The sequence below is a fragment of the Aureibaculum algae genome, from assembly GCF_006065315.1.
Classification (GTDB): domain Bacteria; phylum Bacteroidota; class Bacteroidia; order Flavobacteriales; family Flavobacteriaceae; genus Aureibaculum; species Aureibaculum algae.
On record NZ_CP040749.1, the window covers coordinates 1840570 to 1858868 of the forward strand.

The following is an 18299-nucleotide window of genomic DNA, read 5'->3' on the forward strand; positions in this document are numbered from 1 at the left end:
CTATGAGCAACAGAAGAAATAACGAGTTTTTGTCCATAAAAGACGTAATGGAAAACGTTTTAGGAGAAAATAAATTACAAAAAGGTATTGATCTAGTATTGATAAAAGAAGCTTGGTCAGAGGTAATGGGGAGTGGAGTAGTAAGTTACACCACTGATGTTCAATTTAGAAATGGTATTCTGACCGTAAAGCTAAATTCTTCCGTATTACGAGAAGAACTAAGTTATGGAAAAGAAAAAATTGTAAAACTTTTAAACGAAAAGTTAAATAAAATGTTAATAAAAAGCGTTAAGCTTAATTAGCATTTGTTTATAATTAGTATATTTGCAAAATAAGAAAAAGTCTCTAAAGACGCTAACACTAATAAAAAATGATGAAAAAATTACTATTTTTAATGGCTTTGTTTGCTGTTTTCTTTCTGCAAGCACAGAATTATACCGTTTCAGGAAATGGAACTACTATTCCCACTGATGGAACTAACATTCCAGATGCCTCGGATGATACTTCTTTTGGGTCAGTAAATATAGGTAGTACTGCTGTAGTACATACTTTTACAATCACCAATAATAACTTAACTAGCTTATTTATAAGTGATAATGGATTGACTGGATCTACGAATGATTTTAGTAGAAGTAGTGGTGGAAGTCCTGGAGTAAGTTTTGTAATTTTAGGATTACAGTCAGAAACTTTTGAAGTTACTTTTGATCCAATTAGTCCTACAGGGATAAAAGCAGCAACTCTTAATTTAGTTGCTACTTATTTTGGACTTGGAGGTACAAGTAACATATCAATTAATTTTGCAGGAACAGCATTACCACCTGCCTTATCTCCTTCTATTGATGTTAGTGGTTTAGGGGTGTCTATAGTTAATGGTGATGTTATGCCAAGTTCTATTGATGATACTGATTTTGGTAATGTTACAGTTGGGGGCTCAGAAACACATACGTTTACAATTACAAATACTGGTACAGCTCCTTTGAATTTGACAGGGTCTCCTCTAGTAATTACACCGGGTGGTGCAGGAGCCTTTGTTGTAACTAATTTTCCAACTACGCCAATACCTGCAGGTAGTTCGAGCACTTTTGATATTGAGTTTTCACCGCCCGTTACTCCTTCTACTGAATTTTATGGTACAAGTGTGATTATACAAAGTGATGATCCAAATGGAGTTTTCTACTACAATATAGAAGGTTATGGAGTAGCTGTATCACCCGAAATAGAGGTTAGTGGATTAGGGAACCCTATTGGGAATCCTGATTTTTCGCCATCAACTATAGATGATACTAAATATGGTAATGTGGCTTTATTTACAGGAATAACACATACATTTACAATTACTAATAGGGGTACTGCACCCTTAAACTTAAATGGTGCACCTCTTGTTAATGTTGGTGGTACAGGTGATTTTTTAGTAACAAATTTTCCAACAACTCCAATTCCAGTTTTAGGTTCAACAACATTTGATGTCACTTTCACTCCATCAACAAGTGGATATCAATCTGCGATAGTAAATATTGATAGTGATGATGTGACTGATTTAAATTTTGTTTTTTTAATTGAAGGAACAGGTGTTATTCCAGTGCCAGAAATGGATATTACCGGTTTAGGCAATCCTATAAATAATGGTGACCTTATCACAAGTATTTCGAATGATACTGATTTTGGTTCAGTTGATGCCTTCACAGGAAGCGTAACACATATATTTACTATTGAAAACACTGGTACTTTAGATTTGAATTTAACAGACCCAAGCCCTTACATAACTATTTCAGGAATTGATGCTGTAGATTTTACTTTAACAGCCGTACCTGTAAGTCCGATTGCGGCAAGTGGTAATACTACTTTTAGTATAACTTTTGATCCAACAGGTGTGGCCCTAACAACGAGAAATGCTACGGTTTCAATTGCTAATGATGATGCTGATGAAAACCCTTATACATTTGCAATTTCTGGTACGGCAATAGATGTAAATGCAGCTAGCCCTTTTCTAATAACACAATATTATGAAGGTACGTTACCAGAGGATAGGTGGATTGAAGTGAAAAATATTTCAACCATTGATTTTCCTGCAGGATCTTATTATTTATGTTTATACAAAGATTCTAATGCTACAAAGGCGGGTAATATAGAATCCCTTCCACCACAAGAATTTGTTCCTATAGAGGCTATGGTCTCTGGTCAGGTGAGATTGTATAGTAGGTCAGGGGCTGTTTTACCTACAAATCCTAATTTAGGAATTACTCCAGAGCCAGCTACCGAGGTTTGTAGTTTTAATGGTAACGATGTGATTCTTATTTCAGAATCTGCCTCATTCGATTGTTATAACGACAGATTAGATATAATGGGTATTGTAGTTGATGGTGGAACACCTCCAAATTGGGGTAAAGATAAAAGCTTTATAAAAGGCTGTGGAACTTCATTAACACCATCAATTGATTTTGCAGCAACAACAAGTATTAATGGTACTTTAGTTAACGATTATCTTGAATTGACTTTGGCGGAAGTTAATAATGCCAATAGCCTATCAAATATAGCTTTAGGAACACAAAATTCGGGTGCTACAACTTGGACAACATCATGGGATAATGGGGTGCCTGACAAAACAAGAACAGCGGTTATTAGTGGAATATATACTGCAGATAAAGGATCTATTGCGGCATGTGATTTAACAATTACGGGTTATCTTAATATGGATGGAAATACTACAAATTATGTAGAAGCAAATAGAAGTTTTACTAATACAGGTACGGTTATAATAGGTGACCAAGAGTCTTTATATACGGTTAATAATTTAGATATAAACAACCCTGGTAGTTCTGATGTGGCAATCTCAGGGAGTATTACTAAAATTGAATATACAACATCACTTAATGATGTACAAGATTACACCTATTGGTCTTCACCTGTTAGAAATCAAAACATTTCTGCAGTATTTCCTGCTGTAAGTTATGATCAGAACAGAATTTATTATTGGGATCAGGCTGCTGATAATTTAATACCAAATGGGGGTGATCAGCTTACAGGTGAGTGGATCAATGCCGCTGGAGAAACAATGAAAGTAGGGCAAGGTTATATTTCTCAGGGGCCAATATCAGGTACTTATCCAGGAGCTGCAAGTGTACAATTTACTGGGGTGCCTAATTCTGGAGATATTAATTCTTCTACTGAAAATGTTGTTTTAGTATGGCAAGATGATGGTAATTTCTTAAATGATATGAATTTAATTGGTAATCCATATCCTTCAGCTATTGACGCCGATGCATTTATTTTAGAAAGTAATAATTTTACTGCGTTAAATGGTACTATTTGGTTTTGGTCACATAAAACACCTAATAACTTAAATGTCACAGGAGAACAGTATACAAATGATGACTATGCTGTTTACAATTTAACAGGAACTGTTGGTCCAGGTGTAGGATCACCATCTGATTCTGGTGCACCGGCTCCAGAGGGATATATTGCTTCTGGACAAGGTTTTGTTGTTATGGCAGATAATTCACCAACAAAAACAACCTTTACGGATGCAATGCGTGTTAGGGAATTTAATACCCAATTTTATAGAGGTACAGATAACAAAAAAGCTTCTGTAGGAGAAAAAGAAAGAGTATGGCTAAATGCTAAGAGTAGTAAAGGTGGAGCTGAAAGTCAAATATTAATTGCTTTTTTAGAAAATGCTACTGATGGTAAGGATAAAGGATATGATGGTATAAAAATTAGCGAAGGTTGGGTTAACTTATATTCTAAGATAGATACCTTAAATTATGGTATTCAAGCCTTAGGTTCATTTAATTTAGAGAAAAAAGTACCTTTAGCATTCGATACATATATTGAAGATTTAGATGTAACATACAGCATAAGTATTGATCGTTTTGAAGGTGCATCATTAACTGAAAACGCAATTTATTTAGTTGACAATGAATTAAATGTTACTCACGATTTGAAACAAGGAGCATATGATTTTTCAGCAGCAATAGGAAGTTATGAAGATAGATTTACACTTCAGTTTACAAAAGCAACCTTAGGCGTTGATGATTTTGATTTAAACAATGACTTTGTAGTTATAAACGAAGATGATGCATTGCTAGTAAAATCTAAAACGATTGTAAAAGAATTAAAAATGTATGATGTTACTGGTAGATTACTAGTGAATATGTTGCCTAATGAAAGTGAGTTCAGAGTGAACACTCAGAATATTAGAAAAGGTACAGTACTGATTTTGAATACTACTTTTGATAATGGTACTGAAATAAGTAAAAAAGCAATTAAGTATTAAGAATACTTAATCTACAGTGAATTAATAAAAAATGCCTCGTATTTACGAGGCATTTTTTTTGATTTATATGTTTTCTATTAAGGTATAAATATCAGTTAGTTTTACTAAAACAAAATTATATTGATCTGAAATTAAAACATCTCACGTCCAGAAAAATGAAAAGCACCTTCAATAGCTGCATTTTCATCACTATCACTTCCATGTACTGCGTTTTCGCTAATAGATGCAGCGAATAATTTTCTAATCGTACCTTCAGCTGCGTCTTCTGGGTTTGTAGCACCAATTAACGCTCTAAAATCGTCTACAGCGTTAGATTTCTCTAAAATAGCTGCAACTATTGGTCCACGGGTCATATATTCAACCAACTCACCAAAAAATGGTCTTTCATTATGAACAGCATAAAATGCTTTAGCATCATTTTCCGTCATTTGGGTTAATTTCATGGCTACTATTCTAAATCCTGCAGCATTTATTTTTTCTAAAATAGCTCCAATATTACCTTTTTCAATTGAATCAGGCTTAAGCATTGTAAATGTTCTGTTTGTTGTCATTTTTTTAATTTTCTTTTATTGAAATGCAAAAGTAATCGTTTTATTAAAAAAAACGAATTCATTTTAACTTTTTGTTTTAATGCAAAAGGATAAAAAATATTAAAATATTGTATATTCGCGAGCAATGAATACGAAAGATATACAAGAAGTAAAGGAGTTGTTATCTACTCCTAAAAAAATAGTTATTGTCTCACATAGAAATCCAGATGGCGATGCATATGGCTCCAGTTTAGCATTATACCATTACTTACTAAGAGGAAATCATAAAGTTAAAGTAGTTTCTCCTAATGATTGTCCTGATTTTTTAAAGTGGTTACCAAATCAAGATAAAATAATTGTATTTGACGAAAATGTTGAGGAAGGTACTAAGCTCTTAGAGGATGCCGAAATTGTTTTTACCTTAGACTTTAATGCATTGCATAGAGTAGGGCATCAAATGGAGCATGTTTTACAGCGTATTAGTCCAATATACATAATGATTGATCATCATGAACAACCAGATGATTACGCCAAGTATATGTACTCAGATGCTTCAATTGCCTCTACATGTGAAATGATTTATCATTTTTTAGATAAAGTACATGAATTGGATAGTATTGATAAAGATATTGCTAGTTGCATTTATACAGGAATTTTAACTGATACAGGCTCATTTAAATATCAAGCAACTTCAAGTACAACGCATAGAATTATTGCCAATTTGATGGATGTAGGTATTGATCATACTAAAATACACAATCGATTATATGACACGAACTCTTATAGTCGTTTGCAATTACTTGGTACAGCATTAAGTAATTTAAAGGTAATGCATGAATATAGAACAGCGTTTATTACCATATCTCAGCAGGAATTAAATAGTATGAATTTCAAAAAAGGAGATACAGAAGGTTTTGTAAATTATGGATTGTCCGTTGCAGGTATTGTTTTTGCCGTTATATTTATTGAAGATCAAAAGCAAGGTATTATTAAAATGTCTTTACGATCAAAAGGAAAATTTTCTGTAAATGAATTTGCTCGTAATCATTTTAATGGTGGCGGTCATTTAAATGCCGCAGGAGGTAGAAGCGAAATTCCTTTGCAAGATACAGTGAAACACTTTATGGAGCTTTTACCAGATTATAAAAATGAATTAGAAAATTCTTATGAATACTAAAATTAAAAATATTTCAACCATTGGGTTTAGCATAAGTTTACTTGCTTTAATAATTTCATGTACAACTCCACAACCACGGAAACCGGTAGTACAGAAAACATCCTCTTTTTTAGAAGAGTCAATTGAGCGAAATAAAATTATAAATAAAGTAGAAGAAGAGGCATTAATTGCATTAATGCAATCTGACACTACAAAAGAATATATTACTTCTGAAAAAGGATTTTGGTATTATTATAATATCAAAAATGCTGAAATAAATGAACTACCTAAAACTGGAGATGAAGTAATTTTTACCTATGAAATTAAGGATGTTAATAATAAAACGATTTATACTAAAGAAGAATTAGGTGAGAAAAATTATCTCGTTGATAAGCAGGAACTTATTACTGGTTTACAAGATGGAATTAAATTAATGAAAGAGGGAGAAATAGTTACTTTTTTATTTCCATCTCATAAAGCATATGGGTATTCTGGATATCAAAAAATTAATTCTAACCAACCGTTACAATACACGGTTACTTTAACTAAAGTTCTCAAAAATAAGTAAAATGAGAATAGCTAAGATCCTTTTTCTAATTGTAGTAATAGTTATCTCATCATGTAAATCAAACAACTATACTGATTTGGAAAAGGGCTTGTATGCAGATATTCAAACAGACAAAGGGGCTATTTTAGTCCAATTAGATTATCGAAAAGTTCCAATTACGGTAGCAAACTTTGTTTCTTTGGCGGAAGGAACGAATCCTTATGTAGCAAAAAGATTTAGGAATAAGCATTTTTATGAAGGATTACTATTCCATCGGGTTGTTAAAGATTATATAATTCAAGGAGGCGATCCTCAAGGAACCGGTGCTGGCGGACCAGGGTATCAATTTGAAGATGAGTTTCCAATAGATGAGAAAGGCGAGCTAATTCTAACACATAGTAAAAAAGGAATTTTATCTATGGCTAATGCCGGTTTTGATACGAATGGGAGTCAGTTTTTTATAACCTTAAAAGAAGCTTCGAATTTAGATGGAGTGCACACTGTTTTTGGAAGTGTTGTAGAAGGTGTACAAATATTAGATTCTATTGCTAAGGATGATGTAATAAACAAAGTCCAAATTATTAGAATAGGAAATGAATCAAAAAAGTTTAACGCTCCTAAAATTTTTGGAGACTATTTTAAGAAATTAGAAAAAGAAGCTGAAATAAAAGTAGAAATGGCCAAAACGGCTAAAACTAATTTTTTAAAGCAAAAAGAAATCTATGAGGCAAACGCTGATAGTTTGCACTCAGGACTTAAAATATATTTTATAAACAAAGGAGACGGAGAAAAACCTAATATAGGAAATGCGGTTAAGGTTTATTATTCAGGTTATTTCAATTCAGGTGAACTGTTTACTACTAATAATAAAGAAATAGCTGAACTTTATTTAAAATATGATCCTAAAGTAGAAGCTAGAGGTGGTTATAATCCTAAAAAAATGGATTATAGTCCAGATGCAGAACTAATACATGGGTTTAAAGAAGGGTTACAAAAAATGAATATTGGTGATAAAGTGATGCTTTTTATCCCCTCTCATTTAGCCTATGGTACACAAGGGCGTGGGCCGATACCACCAGACACAGATTTAATATTTGAATTAGAAATTGTAGAATAATTACAATTTTATTTGATTGATTCAATAGGCCATTACAGCCAATAACCGGGAATATTTGACAGATCTACTATTACATAATTTGCTATACTTTTTTTAGTAGGAACAACTATTGTTTAACGATACTTACTTTCTCGATTACAATATATTCACTTATACTTACCCTCATAATTATTCTTTTGTACCAACCTATGATTTACAGTAATAAGAGGGAATTGTTGTAGATTTAAAATAATATTTTGATAAAAGTGCAACACTACTTTTTTTTCATCGTATTTAATATGAGTTTCAGAAATAATTGAACAAATAGAAATAGCCAATAGCTATAATGAATCAAACCAAATTCTTGCATAGAGATCTAATTAAAAAATGCAAAAAGAACAATTGTAAAGCACAGATGAAAGTCTATGATTTGTATTGTGACGCAATGTTTAAAACAGCATTTAATTTTATGAAAGATAAAGCGTTGGCAGAAGATATGATGCAGGAATCTTTTATAAAAGCTTTTCAAAAATTAAATCAATTTAATGAAAGTGTTGCATTTGGTGCTTGGTTAAAGAAGATTGTAATCAACCAATGTTTAGATTACTTAAAAAGGAGAAAACTGACAATTGTTGAAATAAATGAAAATCATTTACAATTATCAGATGAAGATAATTGGAAGGTACAAAGTTCCATTTCTATAGATCAAGTTTATTATGCGATTGAACAATTGGCTGAAAATTATAAAATTACCTTAAAGCTATTTTTATTAGAAGGTTACGATCATCAAGAAATTGCTCAAATACTAAATATAACCGAAGTGGCATCGCGATCACAATTATTTAGAGCTAAAAATAAATTAAAGGAAATGCTAAAACAAAAGAACTATGCTTAAAGATATAAAAGAAATCATAAAAGAAAATGAAGGTGAAAAGCTAGAAATGTTATCTAATCATAGACAACGTTTTGAAAACAGGTTGCAAAAACAACAACCTAAAAAAGGGAAAAATTATTTGTTTCTAAAAATAGCCGCATCCATTTTGATATTGATAAGTGCTGGATATTTTTTAATTGGAAATAATGACCTTCAACCAGATGTAATTGATGAAAAAATAGACCTCGCTGCTATATCTCCAGAATTGAAACAAATCGAAAATAACTATGAAACGGCTATCAATTATGAATTACTTGGTATTGAAGTCACTGACAATAATAAAGAAATACTAGATAGTTATTTAGAAAAAGTATCAGTGTTGTCAGATGATTATAAAGTGTTGAGTAAAAAGTTAATTACTGATGATATTAATGAAAACATCGTAAATGCATTAATAAATAATTTACAATTAAGGTTGCAACTTCTATTGGAATTAAAAGATAAACTCAAAGAAATTAAATCAAATAAAACAATTCAAAATGAAGACAATACTATATAAAACAATAGGGTTACTACTAATGGTTAGTACAACTATAGGTGCTCAAAATCATCGGAGAACATACAACGAAGACTTTAATACCAACAAAGATGTTATAATTGATGTAAATACAAGAAATACAGATGTTAAAATTGAAACATGGAGCAAGAACAAAGTAAGTATCGAAGCGATTATCGAAGTTGAAGGAGCGGAAGATGAAAGAGCAGAAAGAACATTAGATAATTGGAAATTTAGTGCCATTGGTAATAAAAGTGAAGTAGAAATTACATCTAAATCTAATGGCGTTTCGAGTAATTACTTTTTCTCCAATGATGTAAATAATATAACTATTAAAGGAAATGTTAACGATCTTCAAAATTTTGAATATAGTTTTCCTGAGTTAGAGTTAGATAATTTGATTGCGTTAAACAATGATATTATGGTTTTTCCCGAATCTCCAAGATTGCCTGTTATGCTAGATTTCGATTTTCATTTTGAGGATGCTCTTCCTAAATTTGATTATGAAAAATATAAAACGGACAAGAGCTACTTAAAGAAATGGCAAAAAGAAATGGAAGAGAATTTAGAAAAAAACAAAGGGAATTGGGAAAAGGAAGCTGATAAAATTAAAGAAAATTCAGCCGTATTAAAGGTTGAATTAGAAAAAATGGCAGAAGAACAGAAGAAACATGCAGAAGAACGAAAAGAGATGTTGAAAAATCAGATGACACAAAGAAAAGAACTACTAAAGCAAAGAAAGAATCAGGTTATTATTAGGGGTAACTTTAATAAGCATGAGGCTGATATTAATAAAAAACGAAATATAATTATTGGAGTTTTGGAAGATAGAGAAAAAGTAAAAGTGAAAAGAACAATAATAATTAAGGCACCAAAGGATGCTAAATTTAAAATGAATGTTAAATATGGAACATTAAGCTTTTTAAACTAATTTTTAAATTACTAACTCAATTGAACCACTAAATTTATGAAATTTAGTGGTTTTTTGGTACATAATGACAGGGAGGAATTGGACATATTTTTACAAACTCAATACATTTAGAAGGATAGTTTTATTTAGTAGATATTCTAAGCATCAGACGAAAAGAAAAGAATAAAAATGGGCTCGAAAGAATTGGTTTTAATTTTTGTATATTTTCGACGGGTCACTATTTAAAATGTTGTTACCTTTAGGGCTTCTAAAAAAGAGCATATTTTATGGAGTTGTATAAACAACAAAAAATAAAAATTTATAATTCTCTTTCTAATCAGAAAGAAGATTTTGTTTCATTAAACGAAGGTTATATTGGGATGTATGTTTGTGGACCTACGGTATATAGCAATGTGCATTTGGGTAATGTTAGAACCTTTATGTCTTTCGATTTAGTGTATCGTTATTTTAAACATTTGGGGTATAAAATACGTTATGTAAGAAATATTACGGATGCTGGGCATTTAGAAAATGATGCTGATGTTGGTGAAGACAGAATTGCAAAAAAAGCACGTCTAGAAGAAATTGAACCTATGGAAGTTGTTCAGCGTTATACTGTTGATTTTCATAATGTACTGAGAAAATTTAATTTGTTGCCGCCAAATATTGAACCGACCGCTACAGGTCATATCATTGAACAGATTGAGATTATAAAAAGTATAATTGATAATGGCTTAGCATATGAAGTTAACGGTTCTGTATATTTTGATGTTTTAAAGTATAATGAGAAAGAACATTATGGTATTTTAAGTGGAAGAAATATTGAGGATGCTATCCATAACACCCGTGTTTTAGATGGACAATCTGAAAAGAGAAATCCTCAAGATTTTGCCTTGTGGAAAAAAGCTCAACCAGAGCATATCATGCGTTGGCCTTCACCATGGAGTGATGGTTTTCCGGGTTGGCATTTGGAATGTACAGCTATGAGTACTAAGTATTTAGGAGAACAATTTGATATTCATGGAGGTGGAATGGATTTGAAATTTCCACATCATGAATGTGAAATAGCACAGGCTCAAGCTCATAATAACGTAACTCCTGTAAAGTATTGGATGCATGGAAACATGTTGATTTTGAATGGCAAAAAAATGGCAAAATCAACAGGTAATTATATCTTACCTGAAGAAATAATTACGGGTAATAATTCTATTTTAAGTAAGCCTTTTCCTGCTACTGTAGCTCGCTTTTTTATGTTACAAGCACATTATAGAAGTATCTTAGATTTTTCAAATGATGCCTTAGTGGCATCTGAAAAAGGGTACTATCGTTTAATGAATGCAGTTAATCTATTAGACAATATACAAGAAAGTAAATCGTCTTCAATAGATATTTCTAATTGGATTCAAAGTTGTTATGATGCCATGAATGACGATTTTAATAGTCCCATTTTAATCGCAAATTTATTTGAAGGTGTAAAAACAATAAATTTGTTAGTGGAGAAAAAAGAGACTTTATCATCTGATGATTTAAAAACATTTAAGGCTACATTTAATACATTTATTTTTGATGTCTTAGGTCTAGAAAATGTTACTTCAACGGATAGTTCAGAAAAGTTGAGTAATGTTGTAGAATTGTTGATTGATATGCGTAATGAAGCTAGGATTAATAAAGATTGGGCATTGTCTGATCAAATAAGAGATCAATTGGCAGATGCAGGTGTCCAGTTAAAAGATGGAAAGGATGGTACAACTTTTTCAATATAAATACTATCAGATTAAAAAAATACTAACATATCCGTTTATATTGCTAGTTCGGTTTTATCAAACGGCCATTTCACCATATACTCCAGCAAGTTGTAGGTTTACACCAACGTGTTCTCATTATACTGTAGAAGCTTTGCAAAAACATGGGCTATTTAAAGGAGGATGGTTATCAATAAAAAGAATTTTTAGTTGCCACCCATGGGGTAGAAGTGGTTATGATCCGGTGCCAGATAAGAAAGAGAAATAAGGTTATAAAACAAAAAAGATAAGTCAGTTATGGCTTATCTTTTAGCTGTTAGATAGAATCTTTTTCATACGCTATTGGAAATTATAGTGTTTATAGTTAGACCAAAGTATTTTTTTTCTAATTTTAGTAGAAGGTAAAAGCGTATTTTTCCATGATTCAGTTGTTGTTTTGAGTATTGTGTTCATAATTTAAAGTTTTAAGGGTTAGGTGTTTTATTTTATCTATATCGTCTGTTTTTGTTCCAAATGCGACTAGAAGCTTTTCCTAAAGTTAATTTCTCTTGATTTGCTATTGTTCTCATAATGTTAGTTTTAGATTTTTATTATTTTTTTTGATTAATTGTATCTTCTTTTCTTGTTCCAAATGCGACTAGAAGCTTTTCCTAAAGTTAATTTCTCTTGATTTGCTATTGTTCTCATAATATTAGTTTTTATTATTCTTTTTGATTAATTGTATCTTCTATTCTTGTTCCAAATGCGACTAGAAGCTTTTCCTAAAGTTAATTTCTCTTGATTTGCTATTGTTCTCATAATATTAGTTTTTATTATTCTTTTTGATTAATTGTATCTTCTATTCTTGTTCCAAATACGACTAGAAGCTTTTCCTAAAGTTAATTTCTCTTGATTTGCTATTGTTCTCATAATATTAGTTTTTATTATTCTTTTTGATTAATTGTATCTTCTATTCTTGTTCCAAATACGACTAGAAGATTTTCCTAAAGTTAATTTCTCTTGATTTTTTATCCCGAAACTTCGGGACTCATAATTTTAGTTTTAGATTTAATTTCTCTTTATTTTTTATCCCGAAACTTCAGGATTCATTTTATATGTTTTTAATTGATTTATACTTAATAGACGACAGTGTGTATATTTTGTTACAGTACTATGTAATAAATAGTACTGTTTTAAGGATTATTTAACGATTTTATATGAATTCTAGTCTTGTGAATCTAGTGTAAGAAACTGTATTATAGAGTTTTAAACCGAACTTAATGTAAGGTAAAATAAATTAATGAAAAATTAAAAAAAATTAAATAAAGTGATTTTCAACAATTATTTTAGGAAATAGGAAGATGTAAATTAGATAATAATAGACGTTATGAGAGATGTTTTAAAAGAATTTAATTATAGTTTCTGTACTTTTTAGAGAGTTCAAAAACACTTTGTAATATTCTTTGATCTTGCTCTGTATAAACTACATGCTTTCTAAGCATGACCATTTTTGCTACGTCATTAACTCTATTCATTCTATATTCGGTAAAACCAGAGGCACCACCCCATGAAAAAGAAGGAATAAAGTTTCTTGGGAAATTACTACCATATACATTGGCACTAACACCAACTACGGTACCTGTATTAAACATTGTATTAATACCACATTTAGAATGGTCGCCCATCATTAAACCGCAAAATTGTAAACCTGTGCTTTCAAAGCGATCAGTTTCATAATCCCATAATTTAACGTGTGCATAATTATTTTTTAAATTTGAATTATTAGTATCCGCACCAAGATTGCACCACTCACCAATTACGGAATTTCCTAAATAGCCATCGTGACCTTTACTTGAATATCCAAAAATGACAACATTACTCAATTCACCGCCAACCTTACTAAAAGGGCCCAAAGTGGTAGCTCCGTATACCTTTGTTCCCATTTTTATAACAGCATTATTGCAAAGAGCCAACGGCCCCCTTACAGTAGATCCTTCCCAAATACTGGCATCTTTACCAATATATATTGGTCCGCTTGATGCGTTTAATGTCACAAAGTTTATTTCTACACCTTCTTCAAGAAAAATATTTTCTTTGTTGATACAATTAACAGTATCAGGTATAGGCTCAGATTTTCTGCCACTAGTTACGAGATTAAAATCACTTTGAATAGCTTTTTCATTTAATGAAAAAATATCACTTACACATTTTACCTGAAGTAATTCTTCATCATAGATAATGGCTTCATAAGCTTCAAAATCAACTTCTTCTTGAGTTTCAGTTGTAAAAAAGGCAACAATTTCGTCATTATAATAGATTGCTTGATTCTCATGTAAAGTTTGTACCATTTCAACCAATTGTTCGGTAGGTAAAAATGAGGCATTTAACATTACATTTGTTTCCATTTCAACCATTGGATATTTTTCTTCTAAATATTCTTCAGTTAATGTGGTAGTTGTTAAACCCAAATATTTTTCCCATTTTTCTCTTATGGTTAAAATACCAATTCTAATATCAGCAACGGGTCGCGTATAGGTAAACGGCAGTAAATTGTTGCGTACATTTCCGTCAAATAAGATATAGTTCATTGAATTCTATTATTTTGCAATAATAGAACTATTTAATAAATATATTATTGTTAAGGTAAAATAATATGTTAGTAAGATTACTTATATTTGAAGAACTGACTTAAATTCTTTGCATTAAAGCAAAATATTTAAGTCAGTTTAATGAAAATCAACCATCACATATGCAAATAAAAAAATCACCTAAAGAGTTTGATGTCATTATAGTAGGGTCTGGTGCCGGAGGAGGAATGGCGACCAAAATACTATCAGAAGCAGGTCTTAATATAGCCGTTGTTGAGGCAGGTCCTCATTTTGATCCAGCGGATGCAGAACAAAAGAACCAATTAAAATGGCCCTATGAATCACCCCGAAGAGGAGCAGGTTCTACGAGAGCTTTTGGTGAATTTGATGCTGCTTATGGAGGGTGGAATATAGAAGGAGAACCCTACACTAAAAAAAACGGAACTGAATTTGAATGGTTTCGATCTAGAATGTTAGGAGGGAGAACCAATCACTGGGGGAGAATATCCTTACGTTTCGGTCCTTTAGATTTTAAAAGAAGAAGTCATGATGGGTTAGGTGATGATTGGCCTATTTCTTATGAAGATGTGAAACCTTATTATGACAAGGTAGATAAATTAATAGGTGTATTTGGTAGCAAGGAAGGTATTGCAAATGAGCCAGATGGGTTCTTTTTACCAGCACCGAAACCTAGATTACATGAAATGTATTATAAAAAGGGTGCCGAAAAAATGGGTATTCCTGTTATTCCGTCAAGACTTTCGATACTTACCAAGAAAATAAATGAAGATAGAGGAATCTGTTTTTACTGCAACCAATGTAGCCGATCTTGTAGTGTCTATGCCGATTTTTCATCAGGATCATGTCTTATATTTCCTGCTCAGAAATCTGGTGGACAAATAACGTTGTTTACGGATGCTATGGTTAGAGAAGTAGTTACAAATGATAGTGGTAAAGCTACGGGGGTCATTTATATCGATAAAAAAGATAGAAAGGAATATCAGCTTAATGCTAAAATAGTTGTTTTAGCAGCTTCTGCATGTAGTACAGCAAGAATTTTATTGAATTCAAAAAGTAAAACTCATCAAAATGGTTTAGGTAATAGTAGCGGAATGGTTGGTAAATATCTTCATGATTCTACAGGGGCTGACCGTGTCGGCTTTGTGCCAGAATTAATGAATCGTAAAATATATAATGAAGATGGCGTAGGTGGTATGCATGTATATTCACCTTGGTGGGGTAATGACAAAAAGTTAGATTTTCCGAGAGGCTATCATGTTGAAGTTTGGGGAGGTTTAGGTATGCCGTCATATGGATTTGGTTTTAACGCCAACAATCTTAACGAATATATTGGAGGAGAAATAGGTGGTTATGGCAATGCTTTACGCGATGATGTTAAACGTTTTTACGGCTCTATTGTAGGTATGGCGGGTAGAGGAGAATGTATTGCAAGAGAAGATAATTATTGTGAAATTGATCCTGACATGGTAGATGAATGGGGTATACCCGTTTTACGATTTAATTATACTTGGTCGCAACACGAAAAGTTACAGGCCAAACATATGGTTGAAACTTTTGATGAGATTATAGATGGAATGGGAGGAAAAGTGATTAGTGGAGAAAGACCTGGTGCAGATAGAGATTATGGCTTATTAAAACCTGGTCAAATTATTCATGAAGTAGGCACAACCCGTATGGGGAATGATCCTAAAAAATCAGTGACCAATAAATATATGCAATTGCATGATGTTGATAATGTTTTTATAGTTGATGGCGGACCATTTGTTTCACAGGCAGATAAAAATCCAACATGGACTATCTTAGCCTTATCATGGAGAACATGCGATTATATAGTTGATCAATTAAATAAACAAAACATATAGTATGATGAACAGAAGAGATACGATTAAGTCGTTATTATTAGGTTCTGTTGCTGTAGGATTAACAGTACAAGGCTGTGCTCCTAAAGCTGATAGTGCAACAACTGTATTGCCTGAAGCGGAGAATACACCTTTTTACGGACGTACTCCAGAAGAGAAAGCTAGAGATAAAAGGCTTCATGAAGAAGTATTTTTTAATGAGCATGAGTTAGAAACTATCGCTGTTATTTGTGATATCATTTTGCCAAAGAATGATGATTTTGGATCAGCAACAGATGCAAAAGTTCCTGAATTTATAGAGTTTATTATGAAAGACATGCCCTACCAACAAGTACCTATACGTGGTGGTATCATGTGGTTAGATAACTATAGTAATAAAAATAATGGAAAGGAATTCAAACGGTGTTCAACTGAGGAGCAATTAGTCATTTGCGATTTAATTGCCTATCCCAAAAAAACAAAGCCAGAACATAAACAAGGAGAGAAATTCTTTACCAGTATGCGGAATTTAACCCTAACAGGATACTATACTACTGAAATGGGAATAAAAGACTTAGGGTATAAAGGAAATACGCCAAATGTTTGGGATGGTGTACCTGAGGATGTGTTAAAAGCACATGGATTTGAATATGATGCTGAATGGTTGGCAAAATGTGTAGATCAATCTAAACGAGGTGAATTAGCCAAATGGGATGCTGATGGTAATTTAATTAGTTAGGTATTAGATTATAAATTATCATTTTTTTTTATGAACTAATTAATTTGTTTTAAAATTTTAGTAAATTGATACACTAATTCTTACGTAAACTTAATTATTAACTTAACTAAATCTTCATTATGAGAAAAACAAAATCAGTACTATTGTATCTTATTGCCTTTTTTTTAATAGGCTTTATATCCAGTTGTAACAATGATGCATTAGATGTACAAGAAGAGGCACAAATTGTACCAACGTTAAAGGGAACTGTATTAAAAAGTGCGACAGACCGTATGGGTAAATTCAATTATTTTAGAGCAAAAGTCGATGCAGGAGAAGATATCTCTCGAGAACTTTACGATTATGCTATGGATATGGAAATACCCAATGTAATTAACACGCCAGACTACGAGTTCATGAGAAATCAAATATTAGGAACAATATTAAATCCGGATGATTACAATTGTAATAATTCAACTATTCCTTTAAACGATTATGTGAATAACTCTATTTCGCAATGGACAGACTTAGATTATATCTATTATGTATTTTATAGTTACCACCCACAAGCGGATGCAATCTATTTTAAAGAACCGGGCTATAAAAAATATAAATATGGAGTAAACGGTGAATTCACAAATCAATTAAACCGAACATTTAAAGATTTAAAACGTTTTTGGAATATCAACTCGAGTGATATTTATATGGTACCTTTGTCTGGAAGTACATATCTTAATTTTGATAGATTGGTAGAAATTGAAGCCCTTTACTATCCAAGTCAATCTGACGAAGAGAATGAATTTTATGCACAATTCGTACAAGATTTATTTGGAACTGAAACATACTGGAATTATAATCACCCACTTTTTTCTTTTAATGCATTTGCATTATCTACAACCAATTCTTTTATCCAAGATAGGATAGTAATGGGTGACGGAATTTTGATGGGGTATGCTGCAATTGGCTTGGATGATGTAGCACCACAAGCAATTTTAGCCCATGAGTTTGGTCATCATATTCAATTTGAAAATGGTTATTTTATAGATGTAGCAGAAGAAGATCAACCCGAAGCTACACGTAGAACAGAGTTAATGGCGGATGCATTTGCTGCATATTATTTAACACATAAAAGGGGGGCGACAATGAACTGGAAGAGAGTAGAGCAGTTTTTAGAGGTTTTCTATAATATAGGAGATTGTGGTTTTGATAACCCTGGTCATCATGGTACTTATGAGCAACGTCTAGCGGCTGCTAAATGGGGTCGTGACTTGGCTAGTAATTCTTGGCCAAAAGGTAAAATATTAACCTCAGAAGTATTTTACCAGCTATTTGAAGCTACTTTAGATGATATCGTTAATTGTGACAATTGTTTGACTGAAATGGAGTAATATAGGCTAACTATTTACTTATCAATAAAAAGACTGCTTATGGCAGTCTTTTTTGTTATTATACCATAATAAATTTACCTTTG

General features: G+C 31.9%; 15 protein-coding genes. 13 read left to right on the forward strand and 2 right to left on the reverse strand.

Annotation, left to right across the window (positions count from 1 at the left end; translation table 11 throughout):
• Positions 1–2 precede the first annotated feature (2 nt).
• Positions 3–302 carry a DUF721 domain-containing protein gene (locus tag FF125_RS07550; protein WP_138949190.1) on the forward strand — a complete coding sequence of 100 codons (300 nt, stop codon included), beginning with the start codon at positions 3–5 and terminating at the stop codon, positions 300–302.
• A gap of 68 nt (positions 303–370) precedes the next feature.
• Positions 371–4273, forward strand: coding sequence for a choice-of-anchor D domain-containing protein (locus FF125_RS07555; protein WP_138949191.1), 3903 nt, complete (start codon positions 371–373; stop codon positions 4271–4273).
• A 131-nt stretch (positions 4274–4404) separates the two neighbouring features.
• Here FF125_RS07555 and FF125_RS07560 read toward each other — a convergent pair whose 3' ends face one another.
• A complete protein-coding gene (locus FF125_RS07560) occupies positions 4405–4824 on the reverse strand; it encodes a nucleoside-diphosphate kinase (protein ID WP_138949192.1) in 420 nt (139 codons plus the stop codon).
• A gap of 124 nt (positions 4825–4948) precedes the next feature.
• On the opposite strand from FF125_RS07560, the gene FF125_RS07565 reads away from it, so the two are divergent.
• The 8 genes from FF125_RS07565 (at position 4949) to yidD (ending at position 11952) form a co-directional block, all read left to right on the forward strand.
• Positions 4949–5980: a DHH family phosphoesterase gene (locus FF125_RS07565; protein ID WP_138949193.1), complete on the forward strand. Its 1032-nt coding sequence runs from the start codon at positions 4949–4951 to the stop codon at positions 5978–5980.
• Entirely contained in the window at positions 5970–6527 is a 558-nt protein-coding gene (gene gldI, locus FF125_RS07570; RefSeq protein ID WP_138949194.1) for a gliding motility-associated peptidyl-prolyl isomerase GldI, read from the forward strand. Before FF125_RS07565 ends, gldI begins: the two co-directional genes overlap by 11 nt.
• Before the next feature lies 1 nt (position 6528).
• Complete coding sequence (locus FF125_RS07575; protein WP_138949195.1) at positions 6529–7623, forward strand: peptidylprolyl isomerase; 1095 nt, start codon at positions 6529–6531, stop codon at positions 7621–7623.
• Positions 7624–7948: 325 nt separating this feature from the next.
• Positions 7949–8497 carry an RNA polymerase sigma factor gene (locus tag FF125_RS07580; RefSeq protein WP_138949196.1) on the forward strand — a complete coding sequence of 183 codons (549 nt, stop codon included), beginning with the start codon at positions 7949–7951 and terminating at the stop codon, positions 8495–8497.
• Positions 8490–9035: a hypothetical protein gene (locus FF125_RS07585; RefSeq protein WP_138949197.1), complete on the forward strand. Its 546-nt coding sequence runs from the start codon at positions 8490–8492 to the stop codon at positions 9033–9035. The genes FF125_RS07580 and FF125_RS07585 overlap by 8 nt, the downstream gene beginning before the upstream one ends.
• Positions 9016–9963 (forward strand): DUF342 domain-containing protein, encoded by a 948-nt coding sequence (locus FF125_RS07590; protein ID WP_138949198.1) that lies wholly within the window; start codon positions 9016–9018, stop codon positions 9961–9963. The genes FF125_RS07585 and FF125_RS07590 overlap by 20 nt, the downstream gene beginning before the upstream one ends.
• Before the next feature lie 266 nt (positions 9964–10229).
• Positions 10230–11705, forward strand: coding sequence for a cysteine--tRNA ligase (gene cysS / locus FF125_RS07595; protein ID WP_138949199.1), 1476 nt, complete (start codon positions 10230–10232; stop codon positions 11703–11705).
• Positions 11683–11952, forward strand: a complete 270-nt coding sequence (gene yidD, locus FF125_RS07600; RefSeq protein WP_138949200.1) for a membrane protein insertion efficiency factor YidD — start codon at positions 11683–11685, stop codon at positions 11950–11952. Before cysS ends, yidD begins: the two co-directional genes overlap by 23 nt.
• Before the next feature lie 1120 nt (positions 11953–13072).
• On the opposite strand, the gene FF125_RS07605 is transcribed toward yidD, so the two are convergent.
• Complete coding sequence (locus tag FF125_RS07605) at positions 13073–14251, reverse strand: GlmU family protein (RefSeq protein ID WP_138949201.1); 1179 nt, start codon at positions 14249–14251, stop codon at positions 13073–13075.
• Positions 14252–14412: 161 nt separating this feature from the next.
• Between FF125_RS07605 and FF125_RS07610 the strand changes: the two genes are divergently transcribed.
• The 3 genes from FF125_RS07610 (at position 14413) to FF125_RS07620 (ending at position 18216) form a co-directional block, all read left to right on the forward strand.
• Positions 14413–16134: a GMC family oxidoreductase gene (locus FF125_RS07610; RefSeq protein ID WP_138949202.1), complete on the forward strand. Its 1722-nt coding sequence runs from the start codon at positions 14413–14415 to the stop codon at positions 16132–16134.
• A 1-nt stretch (position 16135) separates the two neighbouring features.
• Complete coding sequence (locus FF125_RS07615; RefSeq protein WP_317129663.1) at positions 16136–16849, forward strand: gluconate 2-dehydrogenase subunit 3 family protein; 714 nt, start codon at positions 16136–16138, stop codon at positions 16847–16849.
• 119 nt (positions 16850–16968) lie between these two features.
• Complete coding sequence (locus tag FF125_RS07620) at positions 16969–18216, forward strand: hypothetical protein (RefSeq protein ID WP_138949203.1); 1248 nt, start codon at positions 16969–16971, stop codon at positions 18214–18216.
• Positions 18217–18299 lie beyond the last annotated feature (83 nt).

Excerpts from the sequence above, each read along its gene's own strand:
- FF125_RS07590 (WP_138949198.1), top strand. The coding sequence starts at position 9,016 with ATGAAGACAATACTATATAAAACAATAGGGTTACTACTAATGGTTAGT.
- yidD (WP_138949200.1), top strand. The coding sequence starts at position 11,683 with ATGGTACAACTTTTTCAATATAAATACTATCAGATTAAAAAAATACTA.
- FF125_RS07615 (WP_317129663.1), top strand. The coding sequence starts at position 16,136 with ATGATGAACAGAAGAGATACGATTAAGTCGTTATTATTAGGTTCTGTT.
- FF125_RS07565 (WP_138949193.1), top strand. The coding sequence starts at position 4,949 with ATGAATACGAAAGATATACAAGAAGTAAAGGAGTTGTTATCTACTCCT.
- FF125_RS07575 (WP_138949195.1), top strand. The coding sequence starts at position 6,529 with ATGAGAATAGCTAAGATCCTTTTTCTAATTGTAGTAATAGTTATCTCA.
- FF125_RS07620 (WP_138949203.1), top strand. The coding sequence starts at position 16,969 with ATGAGAAAAACAAAATCAGTACTATTGTATCTTATTGCCTTTTTTTTA.
- FF125_RS07555 (WP_138949191.1), top strand. The coding sequence starts at position 371 with ATGATGAAAAAATTACTATTTTTAATGGCTTTGTTTGCTGTTTTCTTT.
- FF125_RS07585 (WP_138949197.1), top strand. The coding sequence starts at position 8,490 with ATGCTTAAAGATATAAAAGAAATCATAAAAGAAAATGAAGGTGAAAAG.
- FF125_RS07550 (WP_138949190.1), top strand. The coding sequence starts at position 3 with ATGAGCAACAGAAGAAATAACGAGTTTTTGTCCATAAAAGACGTAATG.
- FF125_RS07560 (WP_138949192.1), bottom strand. The coding sequence starts at position 4,824 with ATGACAACAAACAGAACATTTACAATGCTTAAGCCTGATTCAATTGAA.
- cysS (WP_138949199.1), top strand. The coding sequence starts at position 10,230 with ATGGAGTTGTATAAACAACAAAAAATAAAAATTTATAATTCTCTTTCT.
- FF125_RS07605 (WP_138949201.1), bottom strand. The coding sequence starts at position 14,251 with ATGAACTATATCTTATTTGACGGAAATGTACGCAACAATTTACTGCCG.
- gldI (WP_138949194.1), top strand. The coding sequence starts at position 5,970 with ATGAATACTAAAATTAAAAATATTTCAACCATTGGGTTTAGCATAAGT.
- FF125_RS07580 (WP_138949196.1), top strand. The coding sequence starts at position 7,949 with ATGAATCAAACCAAATTCTTGCATAGAGATCTAATTAAAAAATGCAAA.
- FF125_RS07610 (WP_138949202.1), top strand. The coding sequence starts at position 14,413 with ATGCAAATAAAAAAATCACCTAAAGAGTTTGATGTCATTATAGTAGGG.